Origin of the sequence: Streptomyces griseorubiginosus (assembly GCF_001514195.1) — a bacterium.
GTDB lineage: Bacteria > Actinomycetota > Actinomycetes > Streptomycetales > Streptomycetaceae > Streptomyces > Streptomyces griseorubiginosus.
In genome coordinates this window covers 1-17,319 of sequence record NZ_KQ948746.1, presented here as the reverse complement: position 1 = coordinate 17,319, position 17,319 = coordinate 1, and the positions used below count along the sequence as shown (strand labels likewise).

14 protein-coding genes and 1 pseudogene are annotated in these 17,319 nt (G+C 71.5%); 7 read left to right on the top strand and 8 right to left on the bottom strand.

Going from position 1 to position 17,319, the window contains the following annotated elements; genetic code table 11:
* Positions 1-91 precede the first annotated feature (91 nt).
* Positions 92-664 carry a GNAT family N-acetyltransferase gene (locus AQJ54_RS38165; RefSeq protein ID WP_062245631.1) on the top strand — a complete coding sequence of 191 codons (573 nt, stop codon included), beginning with the start codon at positions 92-94 and terminating at the stop codon, positions 662-664.
* Positions 665-729: 65 nt separating this feature from the next.
* Positions 730-1,923 carry a winged helix-turn-helix domain-containing protein gene (locus AQJ54_RS38160; RefSeq protein WP_062245629.1) on the top strand — a complete coding sequence of 398 codons (1,194 nt, stop codon included), beginning with the start codon at positions 730-732 and terminating at the stop codon, positions 1,921-1,923.
* Here the strand turns inward: AQJ54_RS38160 and AQJ54_RS38155 are convergent.
* The 8 genes and pseudogenes from AQJ54_RS38155 to mtnA form a co-directional block, all read right to left on the bottom strand.
* Positions 1,909-2,655 (bottom strand): response regulator, encoded by a 747-nt coding sequence (locus AQJ54_RS38155; protein ID WP_020139078.1) that lies wholly within the window; start codon positions 2,653-2,655, stop codon positions 1,909-1,911. The genes AQJ54_RS38160 and AQJ54_RS38155 overlap by 15 nt on opposite strands.
* A 200-nt stretch (positions 2,656-2,855) precedes the next feature.
* The gene (hpf, locus tag AQJ54_RS38150; protein ID WP_020139079.1) at positions 2,856-3,548 is read right to left on the bottom strand and encodes a ribosome hibernation-promoting factor, HPF/YfiA family; all 693 of its coding nucleotides are present in this window, start codon (positions 3,546-3,548) and stop codon (positions 2,856-2,858) included.
* A gap of 311 nt (positions 3,549-3,859) precedes the next feature.
* Positions 3,860-3,994 carry a hypothetical protein gene (locus AQJ54_RS47490; RefSeq protein WP_279389316.1) on the bottom strand — a complete coding sequence of 45 codons (135 nt, stop codon included), beginning with the start codon at positions 3,992-3,994 and terminating at the stop codon, positions 3,860-3,862.
* 560 nt (positions 3,995-4,554) lie between these two features.
* Positions 4,555-5,212 (bottom strand): annotated as a pseudogene (locus AQJ54_RS47025) (ComF family protein); the annotation flags it as partial.
* Between the two features lie 329 nt (positions 5,213-5,541).
* Positions 5,542-7,416, bottom strand: a complete 1,875-nt coding sequence (locus AQJ54_RS38140) for an LpqB family beta-propeller domain-containing protein (protein WP_062245625.1) — start codon at positions 7,414-7,416, stop codon at positions 5,542-5,544.
* Positions 7,406-9,472, bottom strand: coding sequence for an MtrAB system histidine kinase MtrB (gene mtrB, locus AQJ54_RS38135; protein ID WP_062245623.1), 2,067 nt, complete (start codon positions 9,470-9,472; stop codon positions 7,406-7,408). Before mtrB ends, AQJ54_RS38140 begins: the two co-directional genes overlap by 11 nt.
* Position 9,473: 1 nt before the next feature.
* The gene (gene mtrA, locus AQJ54_RS38130) at positions 9,474-10,163 is read right to left on the bottom strand and encodes a two-component system response regulator MtrA (protein WP_187283109.1); all 690 of its coding nucleotides are present in this window, start codon (positions 10,161-10,163) and stop codon (positions 9,474-9,476) included.
* A gap of 124 nt (positions 10,164-10,287) precedes the next feature.
* Positions 10,288-11,436: an S-methyl-5-thioribose-1-phosphate isomerase gene (gene mtnA, locus AQJ54_RS38125; protein WP_062031644.1), complete on the bottom strand. Its 1,149-nt coding sequence runs from the start codon at positions 11,434-11,436 to the stop codon at positions 10,288-10,290.
* A gap of 140 nt (positions 11,437-11,576) precedes the next feature.
* Between mtnA and AQJ54_RS38120 the strand changes: the two genes are divergently transcribed.
* The 5 genes from AQJ54_RS38120 to AQJ54_RS38100 are packed head-to-tail and all read left to right on the top strand — an operon-like array spanning position 11,577 to position 17,223.
* A complete protein-coding gene (locus AQJ54_RS38120) occupies positions 11,577-12,956 on the top strand; it encodes a DUF7847 domain-containing protein (RefSeq protein ID WP_062245621.1) in 1,380 nt (459 codons plus the stop codon).
* 4 nt (positions 12,957-12,960) lie between these two features.
* Positions 12,961-13,725 carry a DUF4129 domain-containing protein gene (locus AQJ54_RS38115; protein WP_062245619.1) on the top strand — a complete coding sequence of 255 codons (765 nt, stop codon included), beginning with the start codon at positions 12,961-12,963 and terminating at the stop codon, positions 13,723-13,725.
* Entirely contained in the window at positions 13,722-14,924 is a 1,203-nt protein-coding gene (locus tag AQJ54_RS38110; protein ID WP_062245617.1) for a DUF4350 domain-containing protein, read from the top strand. The genes AQJ54_RS38115 and AQJ54_RS38110 overlap by 4 nt, the downstream gene beginning before the upstream one ends.
* Complete coding sequence (locus tag AQJ54_RS38105; RefSeq protein WP_107121234.1) at positions 14,924-15,913, top strand: AAA family ATPase; 990 nt, start codon at positions 14,924-14,926, stop codon at positions 15,911-15,913. The genes AQJ54_RS38110 and AQJ54_RS38105 overlap by 1 nt, the downstream gene beginning before the upstream one ends.
* Positions 15,913-17,223: a DUF58 domain-containing protein gene (locus AQJ54_RS38100; protein ID WP_062245613.1), complete on the top strand. Its 1,311-nt coding sequence runs from the start codon at positions 15,913-15,915 to the stop codon at positions 17,221-17,223. The genes AQJ54_RS38105 and AQJ54_RS38100 overlap by 1 nt, the downstream gene beginning before the upstream one ends.
* Positions 17,224-17,319 lie beyond the last annotated feature (96 nt).

Below are 17,319 nucleotides of genomic sequence, written 5' to 3'. Positions count from 1 at the left end.
TCCCGCTCACGAATTGCGCGAATTGTGACGGCCCGCTCACTCACAGCAAAACTGATGGCGCCTTCACCGAACACCTGAGCAGAATCAGTCGATGGACCCCGTCACCCTCACCACCGACCGCCTGCTGCTGCGCACGCCCGGCCCGCAGGACACCGAGACCGTGTTCACCGCCGTCCAGGATCCCGACATCCTGCGCTGGACGACCATCCCCTCGCCGTACCTGCCCGAGCACGCCCAGGGCTTCACCGAGCAGCTGGTCCCGCAGGGCTGGGCGAACGGCACGATGTTCACCTGGGGTCTCTTCCTCCCCGAAGGGGAGGACCTGGTGGGCATGCTGGGTCTGACCATGCGGGGGCAGGCCACGGCCGAGATCGGCTACTGGGCCGTCAAGGAGCACCGCGGCAAGGGCTACGTCACCGAGGCCGTCCTCGCCGCCTCCCGCTGGGCCGTCACCGAGCTGTCCGTCGACCGCGTGGAGTGGCGCGCCGAAGTGGGCAACGAGCCCTCGCGCGCGGTGGCCGAGCGCGCCGGCTTCGTCGTCGAGGGCGTCATGCGCTCCGGCATCGCCCACCAGGGCATCCGCCGGGACTGCTGGCTCGGCGCACTGCTCCCCTCCGACCTGGGCCTGCCGTCGACCGCCCAGTACCTGCCGGCGCCCCGGTAACGCCTGTCCCGACAAATGCGCAGGTCACCTCGGACTGTCAGTGCCTGCCTCTATCGTTCGGACCCATGACGACCCCGCGTCCCACCACCGACCTCTCGGCCGACGAGGCCCGTCGTATCGCGCTGCGTGCCCAGGGCTTCCTCGGCTCTCCCGACCGGCGGGCCGGAGTCCGCGGCGTCCTCCGCCACCTGGGCGCGGTCCAGCTCGACACCATCTCGGTCCTGGCCCGCTCCCACGAGCTGATCCCGTACGCCCGTCTCGGCGCGGTGGGCCGCAGAACGGTGGAGGACGCCTACTGGACCACCGCGCCCCCCGGCGCGGCGCAGCCGCGCCCCCACGCCTTCGAGTACTGGTCGCACGCGGCCTGCATCCTCCCCATCGAGGAATGGCCCCACTTCGCCTTCCGTCGCCGCGCCTACCGGTCCCGCCCGCACTGGAACCACCAGCTCCCGGAAGGCACCTACGACCAGGTCGTCAAGCAGCTCCGCACCGAAGGCCCCCTCACCGCCACGGAGTTGGGCGGCGCGAAGCGGACCAGCGAGTGGTGGGACTGGTCCGGCACCAAGGTCGCCGTCGAACGCGCCCTGATGTACGGCGAGGTGGTCTGCGTGGAGCGCCGCGGCTGGAAGCGGGTGTACGACCTCGCCGAGCGTGCCGTCCCCGCCGACCTGCTCCATGACGAGCTGGACGACACCGAGTGCGTGCGCCGCCTGGTCCGTCTCGCCGGGCAGTCCCTGGGGGTCGGCACCCGTGCGGACATCGCCGACTACCACCGCCTGAAGGGCGAGCAGGTCGACGCGGTGATCGCCGACTCCGGCCTGGTACCGGTGACCGTCGAGGGCTGGGGCAAGCCGGCCTGGGCCGACCCCGCGGCCCTGGAGACGCCTCCGCGCGGCCGCCACCGCACCACCCTGCTGTCCCCGTTCGACTCCCTGATCTGGGAACGCGCGCGTACGGAGCGGATCTTCGGCTTCACCCACCGCCTGGAGGCCTACGTCCCCAAGCCCAAGCGGATTCACGGCTACTTCGCGATGCCGGTACTGGCAGGTGGCCGTCTGGTCGGCCGCGTGGACCCGGCCCGCGAGGGCGGCACGCTGGTGGCCCGGCAGGTCACGCTGGACGGCCCGAAGGCGGTCCCGGCGGTGGCGCAGGCCCTGGTCGAGGCGGCGAGCTGGGTGGACTGCACGGACGTACGTGTGGAGCGGGTGGACGCTCCGGAGCTCCGCGAGCCCCTCGTGAAGGCGCTAGCGGATCTCTAGGATCTTCTCGCGCATCGCGTAGACGACGGCCTCCATCCTGGAGTGCAGCTGAAGCTTCTCCAGGATGTTGCGCACATGGTTCTTCACGGTGTTCTCGGAGATGAACAACTCCTTGGCGATGTCACGGTTGTTCATCCCGGTGGCGACGAGCTTGAGGACTTCCAGCTCCCGGTCGGTCAGCCGCGGCGCGGGCACCAGCCGCCGCTCGTCGGTCCGCTGGATCATCGACTTGAACTCGGTGAGCAGCTTCGACGCCATGGAGGGGCTGATCTGCGACTGCCCGTCGGCCACCGCGCGGATCGCGGTGGCGACCTCGTCCGTGGAGATCTCCTTGAGGAGGTATCCGGTCGCACCGGCCTTGATCGCGTCGTAGAGGTCGGCTTCCTCGTCACTGATCGTCAGCATGATGATCTTCGCGCTGGGTGCCACCTCCTTGATGGAGGTGCAGGCCTCGATGCCGCCTCGCTTGGGCATCCGCACGTCCATCAGAACGATGTCCGGCAGCAGGTCGGCGGCCTTGTCGACGGCCTCCGCGCCATCGCCCGCCTCGCCGACGACCTGGATGTCCTCCTCGGCCGCCAGCACGATCTCCAGTCCCCGCCGGAAGAGCGCATGGTCGTCCACGACCAGGACCCGGATGGGTTCCTTGCGTGGTGAGCCCGCGTCCGCGCCCATGTCGTCGACGCCGTCGTCGGCGCCCTCGCCGCGCAGCGGTCCGAAGCTGTCCGCCATCGTTCCTCCCCCTGAAGGCTGTGGCTGGTTCGTGCCATCGCCAACCCAAGGCAACGACCCACCGGTTGGGCCGGTACGGCCATGATTTCATGCCCGGACGACAGTGAGATGACAGAGCGAGGCGCGAAACGGTCGCACGCGGGTGCCCCTGGGGGCGCACACGCGCTCCAGGGGCACCCGTCAGCTGTCATCCGGGAGGGTCAGCTCCCCGTCGTGCCACCGGGCGCGGGAGAGTGTGCCCGGGCGACCATCGGGTCCGTGCTCAGGTGGATGACGCCGTAGTCGTATGCGTGCCGCCGGTAGACGACACTCGGTTCCTTGGTCTCGGAGTCGACGAACAGATAGAAGTCGTGCCCGACCAGTTCCATCTCGTAGAGCGCCTGGTCGAGAGTCATCGGGGAGGCGACATGGGTCTTCTCGCGGACGATCAGGGGGCCTTCGCCCTTGATCTCCAGCGAGCCGATCCTCTTGGTGGGTACGCCCTCCGGCTCGTCCTCGTGCACGGGGTGACCGTTGCCGTTGAGGGTCGCCGCGTCCGGAACGTGGTCCGGGACCTCGGCCGCCGTGAGCCGGCGTGCGCCGCGCCGCGTGTGGCGCTTGTCGTGCTGCTTGCGCAGCCTGGCGTCCAGCTTCTCCGCTGCCAGGTCGAGTGCCGCGTACGGGTCGCTGGCTGCCGCTTCCGCCCGGATCACCGGACCGCGGGAGCGGAGCGTGATCTCCACTCGGTCACAACGGTCGGCCTGTCGGGGGTTCGGCTCCTTGGACACCTCGACGTCGAGGCTGATCACCTTGCCATCGAGCTTCTGGATCTTCTCCAGCTTCAGCTTCTCGGCCACGTGCTTGCGGAACCGCTCGGGCACCTCGGTCTTGCGGCCCTTGACGACGATGTCCACGCAGAACTCCGTTCCCGGATCGCTCCGCCTCGATGCGGAGCATCTCCCTTTTGCACCAAGCTCCGGTGAGCCCCGGAACCTCGGACTCGGTGACTTCCACCTCCTCCCCCGCGGGCAAGATCTCCATTCCACCGGCGCGGGTGATGATGGAAATCCCGCGGCACGGCATTCGGATTAGTGAGGTGTGGCCTGCGCCTTTCTCTCACAACCGAACATATCTCGCCCGGACGGATGTCGTCACCCTCTACCGCGGCGTACCTCCGTTCAGGTGAATTGGTCCTCTCACAACCTGCAACGATGCAACTTGACAGTCAGTTCCGGTTTATCTCGGAGGAATCCGGCGAGGCCGCGACCACAGCCGCGCAGATCAGGTCACGGACGCCACCGGCGCCCGCCGCCCCCTGGCAGCGCTCCCGGGCCGTGTCCTCCTCGGTCCCTGCGATCATCCGGTCCCTCATGCCTTCCCGTGTTGCGGCCGTGTACACGACGCTCTCCCCGTCACTCCCGCATCCACCCACTCCCCGCACCTTGCGAGCCCCACCAGGTCCCTGCGACCGTCCCCTGTGGCTCCCGCCTGCCCCCGGTTGCCCCGGAGCAAGCCACGCACTTGTCTCCGACCGCCGCGACTCCGTCGGCCCTTGGTCAGCCCGCTCATCCGTCGCCCCCTGCCCGTGACCATCCCGCGCGTCCCTCGCCGCCCTGGCCCGCTCACGCCAGCCGTCAATGGCCGCCTGCGCGTCGGCGCTCCACCTCTCCGACTCCGACTGCCGGCGACCGGCCTCCGCCCTCGACTCGGGCTGCCGCAGCCCGCCGAGCCCGCCCCGCTGGGCAGGTCCTCCGCCCACCCCCTGTTGCCGTTGATCACGGCGTCCGGCCGCCATCTGTTCATCACGAGACCAAGCCTGTTGGCCACGAGGCCCGGCCCTCCCCTCGCAAGCCCTGAGTCCGCGGTGCTCCCCACGAACCCCGGCCCCCGCACCGAGGTGCCCCCGGTGTTCCCCCTCCCTCGCCTCCCGTACCGCCCGAGCCGCCTCCGCCAAGGTCGCCCCCGTCGTCATCAGGTCGTCGACCAGCACGACCAGTCCTTCGGACAGCAGCCGTCCGCCGCCCGGCACCACGGTCAGCGCACCGGCGAGGTTGTCCATCCGCTGCCGGGAGTTGAGCCCCGACTGGTCGGCCACGCCCCGCCGCTGCCGCAGTACGGCCACCACGCGCGCCGGCATCCCCGCCCGCCGCAGTTCTCCCGCCGCCGCGAGGGCGATCCGCCGGGCCGGGTCATGTCCCCGGGCCCGCACGGCCCGCCGCGCGGACGGCACAGGGACCAACAGCACGCGCCCCCAGGCCGCTCCCTCGTCGCCCGTCTCACGAACCTCCCGCACCCCCGCCCACACGGCTCCCGCCAATGCCGAACCGAGCGGCCCCGCGAGCCCCAGAGCGCCCCGCTCCTTGTGCGCCAACAGCACCGCCCGCACCGCATCCGCATACCGAGCCGCCGCATGCACGGCCGGCAGTCCGGGCGGCTCCGGCACCGGTCGCACCCGGCGCGGTGCGGCCCCGTCCAGGGCGGCACGGCACTCAGGACAGAGCGCCGTGCGAGGCCTCCCGCAGCCTCCGCACTCGGCCGGCAGCACCAGATCGGTGAGGTCCTGCCACCACCCCCGCATGCCCACCACTGTGCCAACACGGGGGCCGGCCGACCACCCCTGTGGATAACCCCCTGTGGAAAACCCCGCCGCTTACCCGAACAGCAGTTCCCACATCAAATACCGACCCCATACAACGAATTGCTTCGGCCCCCGAGGACCAGTGCCTCGAATCCGCACCGCCACGCTCGATAAGACCCGAAAGGAAAAGCGGCCACCCCCACCAGGGCCTCCCCCGGCAAAAGCAACCGCTCCCTACAACACGCTCCGCGAACGAGCGACGTCATCGTGACCCGTCACCGATGCCCGTCACCGTGGCCGGTCACCACGCCGCCGTCACCACGCCCCCGTCACCCCGGATAAACCGGCGCCGTCCCGTCCGCATCCACCTTCTGCCACTGCGCCCCCGACGGCAGCCGTACGATCCCGTCCTCCGAGTACGCGGCCAACGGCACATCGTCGTCCTCCGAGGCGGCGACCTCCTTCACACCCGTCAGCGCGGCCGGCGGCGGCCCCTCGGGCGTGGACCCGTCGACCTGGACGTACCGCGTCTGCTGCACTCCGCCCTGCTCCCGCCCGACCACCACGAGCCTGCTGTCGCCGGCCCAGGACATGGTCGTGACCTCCTCCAGATCCGGCGTGGTGGAGCGCAGTTCCCGCACCGAGACGCTCCGCGCGTCGCCGATCTTTCCCTCGCGCTCGATCCGCCCGACGTACAGCGACTGCTTGCCGCCCTTCTGCACGACGAGCGCGATCCGCACCCCGTCCGCCGCCACCCGCAGGTCCTTGATCCGCCCGTCGAGCCCGGGAGTCTCCACCTTCAGCGGTTTGCCCGCGCCCTCCTTGAATAGCAGCAGCCGCGGATCGGCGGGATTCCGGTCTGCCACCCACAGGTCGCCCTCGATGTCCCAACTCGGCGTGGTCAGCCGGTCCTCGGCCGCCTTGCCCGTGCTGACCAGCACCGGGTCCCCGAGCGACCCGCCCGACACCAGCGATCCGACGTACAGCGACCTGCCGTCGAGAGAGACACCGGCGGCCATGTGCTCGTCGCGCGAGACGGCCACCGACCGCAGGTCCTTGTCACCGTCGCCGAGCGCCCCGGGCACGGGCACCGGCTCCGCCTTCGCGTCGCCGCTGTCCGGAACCGCGGGCATCCGTACCAGCCGGTGCTCACCGTTCACGAAGTACAGGGACGCCGGCTTCTCCACCGAGCCGCGCTGGGCGACGCCGTTGGCATCGTCCCCGTCGGCGGAGCACAACGGCCTGCGGTCGGCCTGTAGTTCGACCGTGTCCACGGCCGGCGCGAGGTTCTGCAAGGTGAACAGCAGCTGAGCCGCCATGGCCCGGCACCGGTCCGAACTGACGTGCCCAGCCTTGTCGTTGAGCGGCACGGTCAGCGCGCCCCGGTCGTCGGGGGTCAGCGACGAGGTCCCCTTCTGGAGGGCGGTGCCCGTGGGAAAGCTCGTCCTGACGACGGGGTCGAGCCACCGCGTCGGCCCGTTGAGCAGCGAGCGCACCACCTGCGTCACGGGATCCACCCGCTCACGCACGTACACCGGGTCGGCGACGGCCACCGTCTGCGGAACGGCCAGCGCCTTGGCCTCCGAGGCGAAGTAGTACTTGTTGACGGCCACGTAGTTGCGCTGGAAGTCCGACTTCCCCATGACGACACCCTGGGGAGGGGTGTCGATCCGCCACTGCTTGGTCTTCTTGTCCTGCACCAGGTGCACGGTCTCCCGGTACTGACCGGAGGTCGGCGCGTACGACTGCTGCGCGTCCACGACGGCCACCTTGGTGCCGATCAGCGTGAACCAGGTGCCGTCGGCCTGCTCCCGGTCGGCGGGCCGCACTATGTCGGCGCCGGGCCCGTCGTCGAGCACCGTGGTGGAAAGGCCCGGCTCCCACTTCTTCTGCGCGGCCGGGGTCAGATACTTGCGGGCCGTCTCGTAGTTGGGATCGTCGCTGGTCAGCGCCTCGAGAAAGCCCTGCACGATGTCGGTCGGCTCGGCGTCCTCCTGCGGCGGCATCGCGAAGACCCGCACCGGCGTGTCCTGCCGGGGCGTGGAGTCCACCCCGCGCAGATCACCGCTGTCCGGCATGGAGGCGCACCCCGCCAGAAGTACGACCCCGCACGCGGCGTACGCCACCGCGCGCCCCGGCGTGCGCCGGCCGCTCCCGCGCTGACCGATCCCGCGCCCGCCGCTCCCTTCGCGGTCAGCGTCCACGGAAGGCCTCCCCCTGCTGTTCGTACGACTCCTGCGAGCCGTCGTTCGAACGGCTCGCGCCCTCACCGCCCTCCGCGGTGGACGTGCCGTCCTGCCGCCGCCCGTTCGCCGCGGGCCGCGGCACCACGCGCGAGCCGTTGCCGGGCAGCGCGGTCGGGTCGGCTGTGGGTGTCGCGGCACCCGTCCGCGGCGTTATCGGATCCCGCGAGGTCACCTGGCCGGTCTTCGGCTGGACCGGCACGGTGGCCGCCTTGTCCGCGCCCCCGCGCGGCAGCCCGGCGTCGTCCAGTCCACGGTTGCGTCGCGAGTCCTTGGGTTCCAGCGGTATCGGCGAGCCCCTGAGCGGCTCGTCGGCCGTCCTGGGCAGCGTCAGCCGGAACTGCGAACCGCCGCCCGGCTCACCCCACGCCTGCAACCAGCCGCCGTGCAGCCGCGCGTCCTCCAGGGCGATGGACAGCCCGAGGCCCGTCCCGCCGGTGGTACGCGCGCGTGCCGGGTCGGCCCGCCAGAAGCGGCTGAACACGCGCGTGGCCTCGCCGGGCTTGAGTCCGACGCCGTAGTCGCGCACGGCGACCGCGACCGCCCCGCCGGCCGCGGCCAGCTTGACGAGGACGTCCTTGCCCTCGCCGTGCTCGACGGCGTTGACGACGAGGTTGCGCAGCACCCGCTCGACGCGCCGGGCGTCGGCCTCCGCGACGACGGGCTGCTGGTCGCCGAGCACCCGGATCGTCGTACCCTTGCGCTCGGCGAGCGGCTCGGCCCCGCCGACCACCCGCCGCACGACCTCCCTGAGGTCTATGGGCTCGGCCTCCAGGGCCGCCGCGCCCGCGTCGAAGCGACTGATCTCCAGCAGATCCGCGAGCAGCGTCTCGAACCGGTCCAGCTGGTCCGCGAGCAGTTCCGCCGACCGCGCGGTCATCGGGTCGAAGTCCTCACGCGCGTCATGGATGACGTCCGCGGCCATCCGTACGGTCGTCAGCGGCGTCCGCAGCTCGTGCGACACGTCCGACACGAACCGCCGCTGCATCCGCGACAGGTCCTCCAGCTGCTGGATCTTCAGCTGGAGGTTCTGCGCCATCTTGTTGAAGGCCTCACCGAGACGCGCGATGTCGTCCTCACCGGTGACCTTCATGCGCTCCTGGAGCCGCCCGGCGGACAACCGCTCCGCGATCCCGGCCGCCATCCGCACCGGCGTGACGACCTGGCGCACCACGAGCCAGGCGATGGCTCCGAGGAGTACGACGACGAAGAGCCCGGCGGTCGCCAGGGTGCCCTTGACCAGGCTGAGCGACTTCTCCTCCTGGGTGAGCGGGAAGAGGTAGTACAGCTGGTACGGGTCGCCGTTCGGGTCGTTGACCTGCTTGCCGATGACGAGGGCCGGCTGGGACTCCTCGCCGGTGTCGTAGGTGATGCGGGTGTAGCTCTGGGCGGCGGTCGTGCTCTGGTCGACCTTCGTGCGCAGTGCCTCGGGCACGCTGGCCGTCGGGTCGACATCGCCGGAGGCGCGCGGTCCGCGCCCGCTGCCGCTGTCGCCGCCCACGGGCAGGGTGACCACGTCGAAGGCGCCCTGGCCGCCGCTGGAGAGCGAGTAGACGAGGTTGCTCATCCACTCGATGACGAACTGGTCGGACTGGTCGTCGGCCGCCGTGGCCGCGTCGTCGGTCCCGGCGCCCGCCTCGTCCGCCTTCTGCTTGGCCACCGCGAACCCGCCGGTGGCCTGGCTCTGCGAGGCCTTGACCTTGGCGTCGAGCAGGCCGTTGCGCACCTGTCCGATGACGACGAAGCCCAGCAGCAGCACCACACCGAGCGACATCAGCAGGGTCGTCGCGACGACCTTGAGCTGGATGTTGCGCCGCCACAGCCGCATCACGGGCAGCAGCGGCCGCCGCACCCAGCGCATGAACAGCCTCAGGACCGGGCTGCCCTGGACTCCGCCCTGAAGCAGCCCGCCCTCGAGGAAGCGTCCCCAGCGGGAACCCGCCGGCTTCCGCCCGACAGGCCGCCCCGCACTCGCCCCGGTCCGCCCGGGTGACGAAGCGGCACTGTCTCCGGACATGTCAGCTGGGCCCTGCCTTGTAACCCACACCACGGACGGTCACCACGATCTCCGGCCGCTCCGGGTCCTTCTCGACCTTGGAGCGCAGCCGCTGTACATGCACGTTGACGAGCCGGGTGTCGGCGGCGTGCCGATAGCCCCACACCTGCTCGAGCAGCACCTCACGCGTGAACACCTGCCACGGCTTGCGCGCGAGCGCGACCAGCAGGTCGAACTCCAGCGGCGTCAGCGCGATCGACTGCCCGTCCCGCTTCACGGAGTGCCCGGCCACGTCGATGACCAGGTCCCCGATGGCGAGCTGCTCGGGCGCCGGCTCCTCCGACCTCCGCAGCCGCGCCCGGATGCGGGCCACGAGCTCCTTCGGCTTGAACGGCTTCACGATGTAGTCGTCGGCACCGGACTCCAGTCCCACGACGACATCGACGGTGTCGCTCTTGGCCGTCAGCATCACGATCGGCACCCCGGACTCCGCCCTGATCAGGCGGCACACCTCGATGCCGTCCCGACCGGGCAGCATCAGGTCCAGCAGCACCAGATCCGGCTTGGCCTCACGGAACGCGGCCAGCGCCTTGTCGCCGTCGGCTACGAAAGACGGCTCAAAACCTTCACCACGCAGCACGATGCCCAGCATCTCGGCAAGTGCGGTGTCGTCGTCGACGACAAGGACTCGTCCCTTCATAAACGACATCATCCCATTCTCGTAACAGTGACCGGGGCGCTGGTGAGGGAGGTCACTGACCTGTGACGATAGTCGTATGGGGTCGCTACTGTCTGCGCTTCGCGCCTCGGCGGACCGGGTCGCCCCCGTTCCTCGATCAGCTGATCGTCATCTGCCGGGACCTGGCACACAGCTCAGCAAGGGCCTCAGCCGTCACCGGCGACACCACACCCTCCTCCGTGACGATCGCCGTCACCAGCTCCGGCGGTGTCACATCGAAGGCCGGGTTGTACGCCTGAGTACCCAGCGGGGCCACCGGAATCCCGCCGCCCGCGCCACCTCCCGCCACCGGGACCTGGGGCGCCGCGATCTCGGTGACCTCGTGCCCGGCCCGCTGCTCGACCTCGATGGACGCGCCGTCCGGCGTGTCCGGATCCACCGTGGTCAGCGGTGCCACCACGATGAACGGCACATGGTGATACCGCGCGAGCACCGCGAGCGGATAGCTCCCCACCTTGTTCGCCACCGAGCCGTCGGCCGCGATCCGGTCCGCACCGATCAGCACCGCGTCCACCTCCCCGGCCGCGAACAGCGAGCCCGCCGCGTTGTCGGTCAGCAGGGTGTACGCCATCCCGCTGCGCGCCGCCTCGTACGCCGTCAGCCGGGCGCCCTGGAGCAGCGGACGGGTCTCGTCGACCCACAGCCGCCGCAGCCGCCCCGCCCGGTGCGCCGCGAGAGCCACCGCGAACGCCGTACCCTCGCCGCCAGAGACCAGCGATCCGGTGTTGCAGTGCGTCAGGATCCGGTGCCCGCCGCCCGGAAGCAGCTCGTCCAGCAGCGTCAGCCCACGCTCGGCCATCGCCGAGCTGGCCGCCGCGTCCTCCTGGTGCAGCGCCCGCGCAGCCGCCAGCACCGCTCCGGCCGCCTGCTTCTCATCGCCGCTCCTGGCGAGCTCCGCCCGGTGCGCGGCCTGCGCCCTGCGCACCCCGACCGCCAGGTTCACCGCGGTGGGACGCGCCCCGGCCAGCACGGTCGCCGCCTCGTCCACGTCGTACCCGCGCGCGGCGGCGAGCGCGACCCCATAAGCCCCCGCGATCCCGAGCAGCGGCGCCCCGCGCACGGCGAGCGACCTGATCGCCTCCACCAGCGCGGACGCGTCCGTGCAGACCAGTTCGACCTCCTCGGCCGGCAGTCTCGTCTGGTCGAGAAGCACCAGTACAGGACCTTCGGGTGGCTCTTCCCAGCGGATCGCCGGTATCTCGGTGGGCTTGCTGTCCTCGCCGGTTTGCGCGTACTGATCAGCCATGCCGTCAGTGTGCCCCTTGTCCGGCGGAGTATTGAAGGCGTGCAGCCCCTACCGCGGCTGGCCCTTCGCCGAGCACCCCATGACACGATGACTGCCAACCTGCCGCCGCGACCGCGGACGGGCACCGTGAAGGAGCGACGATGAAAGACACTCCGGGCTGGGCCTCGCCCGGATCCGCCCCGTCCGACGGGCACGAGCCCGGCACGTCCGGCCCCACCGAGCCCACCGACGCGAAGCCCGCCGAGACGGCTGCCCCCGACGGCAGCGCGCAGCCGACCGCGGCCTCCGACCCGGCGCAGCCCACGCAGCAGCCGTCGGACACCTCGCAGGACGCCGGCGCGAAGTGGTCCCAGGAACAGCCGCCGGCCGCCCAGTGGTCTGCCCCCACCGGCCCCACCGCTCCGGGCCAGGCCCCTCCCCCGCCTCCCGCCCCCGGCGGCTGGGGATCCCAGCCGCCTGCCGGCCCGGCCCAGGGCCCGGGCTGGGGCGGCGGCTACGCCGGTCACCCCGGATACGGCGGCTGGGGCGGCCCCCCGCCCGCGGCCAAGCCCGGCGTGATCCCCCTGCGCCCGCTCGGCGTGGGCGAGATCCTCGACGGCGCGGTCTCCACCATGCGCACCTACTGGCGCACCGTCCTCGGCATCTCGCTGACCGTCGCGGTCGTGACCCAGGTCCTGGTCATCCTGCTCCAGGGTTTCGTCCTCGACGACAACGCCGGCTCCGAGGCCCTCAGCGACCCGAGCGCCAGCGCCGACGAGGTGACGCGCGCCCTGGGCGAGACCATGGTCAGCACCACGGTCGTCTTCCTGATCTCCCTGATCGGCACGGTCGTCGCCACCGCACTGCTCACCACGGTCACCAGCCGGGCCGTGCTCGGCCGCCCCGTCACCACCGGTGAGGCCTGGCGGGACGCCCGCCCGCAGGTGCCCAGGCTGTTCGGTCTGATCTTCCTGCTGCTGCTCATCACCTTCGGCGTGTTGGCGGTCGGCGCGCTGCCCGGCATCCTCGTGGGCGTCGCGGGCTCCAAGGGCGGCGGAATCGCCCTCGCCGTCCTGGGCATCCTCGGCGCGAGTGTCGTGGCCCTGTGGCTGATGATCCGCTTCTCGCTGGCCTCGCCCGCGCTGATGCTGGAGAAGCAGACCATCGTGAAGTCGATGAGCCGCTCCACGAAGCTGGTCCGCGGCTCCTGGTGGCGGGTCCTCGGCATCCAGCTGCTGGCCGGGATCATCGCGAACATCGTCGCGGCGATCGTCGTCCTCCCCTTCACCTTCCTCGCCGCGGCCCTGAGCGGCGACGGCGTCGGCGGCTTCGTCAACGGCACCGGCGACCTCGGCTGGACGTTCCTGATCATCAGCGGCATCGGCTCGGTGATCGGCTCCATGATCACCTTCCCGATCTCGGCGGGCGTCACCGTGCTCCTCTACATCGACCAGCGCATCCGCCGCGAGGCCCTCGACCTCGAACTGGCCCGCGCGGCCGGTGTGCAGGGCTACAGCACCGGCGCCACTCCCGGGAGCTGATGAGGTGAACCTGCCGGGGGGAGTGCTCACTTCGCTGCGCGCCGGAAACGGCTCCGTGCTGTTCCTGGCACGGTCCGGCGACGAACCACCGCTGACGACCCCGCGCGACCCCGCGCGGGATGCCGCCCGCCGCGAGCTGGCCAAGCGGATGTACCACGAGAACGACCCCAGCTGGTTCCAACGTGCCCTCAACGCCTTCTGGGACTGGGTGAGCAAGCTGTTCGACACCGCCTCGTCCGCGACACCGGGAGGTGCGCTCGGCCTGGTCGTCGTCATCACCGTCGTCCTCCTGGTCGCCGGCGCCCTGTGGTGGCGCCTGGGCACCCCCCGCCGCGGTCCCAGCTCCTCCGCCGCCCTGTTCGACGACCGCCCCCGCAGCGCCGCCGACCACCGCGCGGCCGCCGAGGCCCACGCCGCCCAGGGCCACTGGAACCAGGCCGTCCAGGAACGCATGCGCGCCATCGTCCGCTCCCTGGAGGAACGCGCTCTCCTCGACATCCGTCCCGGCCGCACCGCCGACGAGGCCGCCGCGGAAGCGGGCCGCGCCCTGCCCTCCCACACCGACCGACTGCGCTCCGCGGCCCGAGACTTCGACGACGTCACATACGGCGGCCGGTCCGCGACCGAGCCGTCGTACCACCGCATCGCCGACCTAGACCGCGACCTGGAACGCACCAAGCCGGTACTCGCGCAGACCGCGAGCGGCACGAACACCGCGCACACCAGCCACAGCGCGGACCAGCACGCCCGCCACGGAGCCGCCGAATGACCACCGAGGCCACGCTCCCGTCCACCTCGGCCTCGCCCACCACGCGCCAGGTGTGGACCCGCGCGCGGGGCGTCGTCCTCGCTGTCGTGCTTCTCGTCGTCGCGGCCGTCGTGATCGCGGCGATCCGCTCCACCGAACGCCACGGCAGCCTCGACCCCCGCTCCGCCGACCCCTTCGGCAGCCGGGCCGTCGCCGAACTCCTCGCCGACCGGGGCGTCGACACCCGCGTCGTCACCACCCTGGACGAGGCCCGCGCCGCCACCGGCCCCGACACCACCCTCCTCGTCGCCGTACCCGACCTCCTGACGCACCGCCAGCAGAGCCAACTGCACTCCGCCACCGCCGACTCCGACGGCCGGACGATCCTCGTCGCACCCGGCAGCTGGTCCGTAGAGCGCCTGGCACCCGGCGTCGTGGCGGACCCCGCCACCAGCCTCGACTCGACGCTCTCCCCCGACTGCGCCCTCCCGGCCGCCCGACGCGCGGGCACCGCCGACACCGGCGGCATCCGCTACACCGTCACCCACCCCGGCAACGACGAGTGCTACCCCAGCGACCGCCTGCCCACCCTGGTGCGCGTCCCGGCGGCTTCCGGGGACGGCGACACCGTCGTGCTCGGCGCGCCCGACATCCTCTACAACGACACCCTCGACAAGCAGGGCAACGCCTCGCTCGCCCTGCAACTCCTCGGCTCCCGCCCCCATCTGGTCTGGTACCTCCCCTCGCTCTCCGACTCCTCCGCCGCCGACCCGGATGCGGAAAAGGGCTTCCTCGACCTGCTCCCCTCGGGCTGGCTCTGGGGCACGCTCCAGCTCTTCTTCGCGGCAGCCCTCGCCGCCCTGTGGAGGGCACGCCGACTCGGCCCCCTCGTGCCCGAGAAACTCCCCGTGGCGATCCGCGCCTCCGAAACCGTCGAAGGCCGCGCCCGCCTCTACCGCAAGGCGGCCGCCCGCGACCGCGCGGCCACCGCTCTTCGCTCCACCACCCGCACCCGCCTCGCCCCCCTCGTCGGCGTCCCCGTCACCCAGGCGCACGCGCCCGAAGCCCTGCTCCCCGCCCTGTCCGCCCACCTCCGCGCCGAAGGCGACGGACAGCCCCTGCACTCCCTGCTCTTCGGCCCGCCGCCCAGCGACGACGCAGCCCTCATCTCCCTCGCCGACCAACTCGACGCCCTCGAAAGAGAGGTACGCCGTTCATGATGGACCCGACCACTGACAACGCCGGGACCACCGGGGACCCGGACACCGCCCGGGCCTCCCTGGAAGCCCTGCGCGCCGAGATCGCCAAAGCCGTGGTCGGCCAGGACCCCGCCGTGACCGGTCTCGTCGTCGCCCTCCTCTGCCGCGGACACGTACTACTGGAAGGAGTCCCTGGGGTCGCCAAAACGTTGCTCGTCCGCGCCCTCGCATCCGCACTGGAACTCGACACCAAGCGCGTCCAGTTCACCCCCGACCTCATGCCGAGCGACGTAACGGGCTCCCTGGTCTACGACACCCGTACCGCCGAGTTCTCCTTCCAGCCCGGCCCGGTCTTCACCAACCTCCTCCTGGCCGACGAGATCAACCGCACCCCGCCCAAGACCCAGTCGTCCCTCCTGGAGGCCATGGAGGAGCGCCAGGTCACGGTCGACGGCACCCCCCGCCTCCTCCCCGACCCGTTCCTGGTCGCCGCGACCCAGAACCCGGTGGAGTACGAGGGCACCTACCCCCTCCCCGAAGCCCAGCTGGACCGTTTCCTCCTCAAGCTGACGATCCCGCTCCCCTCCCGCCAGGACGAGATCGACGTCCTCACCCGCCACGCCGAGGGCTTCAACCCCCGCGACCTCAAGGCCGCCGGCGTACGTCCCGTAGCGGGCCCGGCCGACCTCGAAGCCGCACGCGCGGCGGTCGCCAAGACCACGGTCTCCCCCGAGATCACCGCCTACGTCGTCGACATCTGCCGCGCCACCCGCGAGTCCCCGTCCCTCACCCTGGGCGTCTCCCCGCGCGGCGCCACGGCCCTCCTGGCCACCTCGCGCGCGTGGGCATGGCTCACCGGCCGCGACTACGTCATCCCCGACGACGTGAAGGCCCTGGCCCTCCCCACCCTCCGCCACCGCGTCCAACTCCGCCCGGAGGCCGAGATGGAAGGCGTCACTCCGGACTCCGTCATCAACGCGATCCTCGCCCACGTCCCGGTCCCCCGCTGATGGCCCTCACCGGACGAGCCGCCCTCGTAGCAGCCCTGGGCTCCCTGCCCATCGGCATCTGGGAGCCCAGCTGGACAGGCATCCTCGCGGTCAACGCCCCCTTGGCGGTTGCCTGCGCCTGCGACTTCGCGCTCGCCGCTCCCGTACGACGACTGGGCCTGACCCGCTCCGGCGACACCTCCGCCCGCCTGGGCGAGACGGCCGACGTCACGCTCACCGTCACCAACCCGTCCGGCCGCCCCCTCCGCGCCCACATCCGCGACGCCTGGCCCCCGAGCAGCTGGCAGCCGGGCACCGAGGTGGAAGCCTCCCGCCACCACCTCACGGTCCCCGCCGGCGAACGCCGCCGCGTCACCACACGCCTACGCCCCACCCGCCGCGGCGACCGCCAGGCCGACCGGGTCACGATCCGCTCCTACGGCCCCCTCCGGCTGTTCTCCCGCCAGGGCACCCACAAGGTCCCCTGGACAGTCCGTGTGCTGCCCCCGTTCACCAGCCGCAAGCACCTGCCCTCCAAGCTGGCCCGCCTGCGCGAACTCGACGGCCGCACAAGCGTTCTCACCCGCGGCGAAGGCACGGAGTTCGACAGCCTGCGCGAGTACGTCCCGGGCGACGACACCCGCTCCATCGACTGGCGAGCCACAGCCCGCCAAAGCGCCGTCGCCGTACGCACCTGGCGCCCCGAACGCGACCGCCACATCCTCCTGGTCCTCGACACCGGCCGCACTTCAGCAGGCCGAGTCGGCGATGCCCCCCGCCTCGACGCCTCCATGGACGCGGCCCTGCTCCTGGCCGCCCTTGCCTCCCGCGCCGGCGACCGCGTGGACCTGCTCGCCTACGACCGCGGAGTACGCGCCCTGGTTCAGGGCCGCACGGCAAAGGACCTGCTTCCCTCCTTGGTCAACGCGATGGCACCCCTCGAACCAGAACTCGTCGAAACCAACGCCCGAGGCCTCACAGCCACAGCTCTTCGTACGGCACCTCGCCGCTCCCTGGTCGTGCTGCTCACGAGCCTGGACGCCGCACCGATCGAGGAGGGGCTGCTTCCGCTCCTCCCTCAGCTCACACAGCGCCACACCGTTCTTCTGGCTTCGGTGGCGGACCCCCACATCGCCCGCATGGCCACCGCCCGTGGAAACGCGGAGGCGATCTACGAAGCCGCTGCCGCAGCCCAGGCCCAGACGGAACGTCAGCGCACTGCTGAGCAACTCCGTCGGCACGGGGTGACTGTCGTCGACGCAACGCCCGACGACCTAGCGCCGGCCCTGGCAGACGCGTATCTGGCCCTGAAGGCTGCGGGACGCCTGTAAACAAAGAAAGGGGGCGCAAGGCGCCCCCTTTGAAAAACAGCATGCTAAACGCAGAAAGGCCCACACCATAAGGTGTGGGCCTTTCTATCAAAAGGA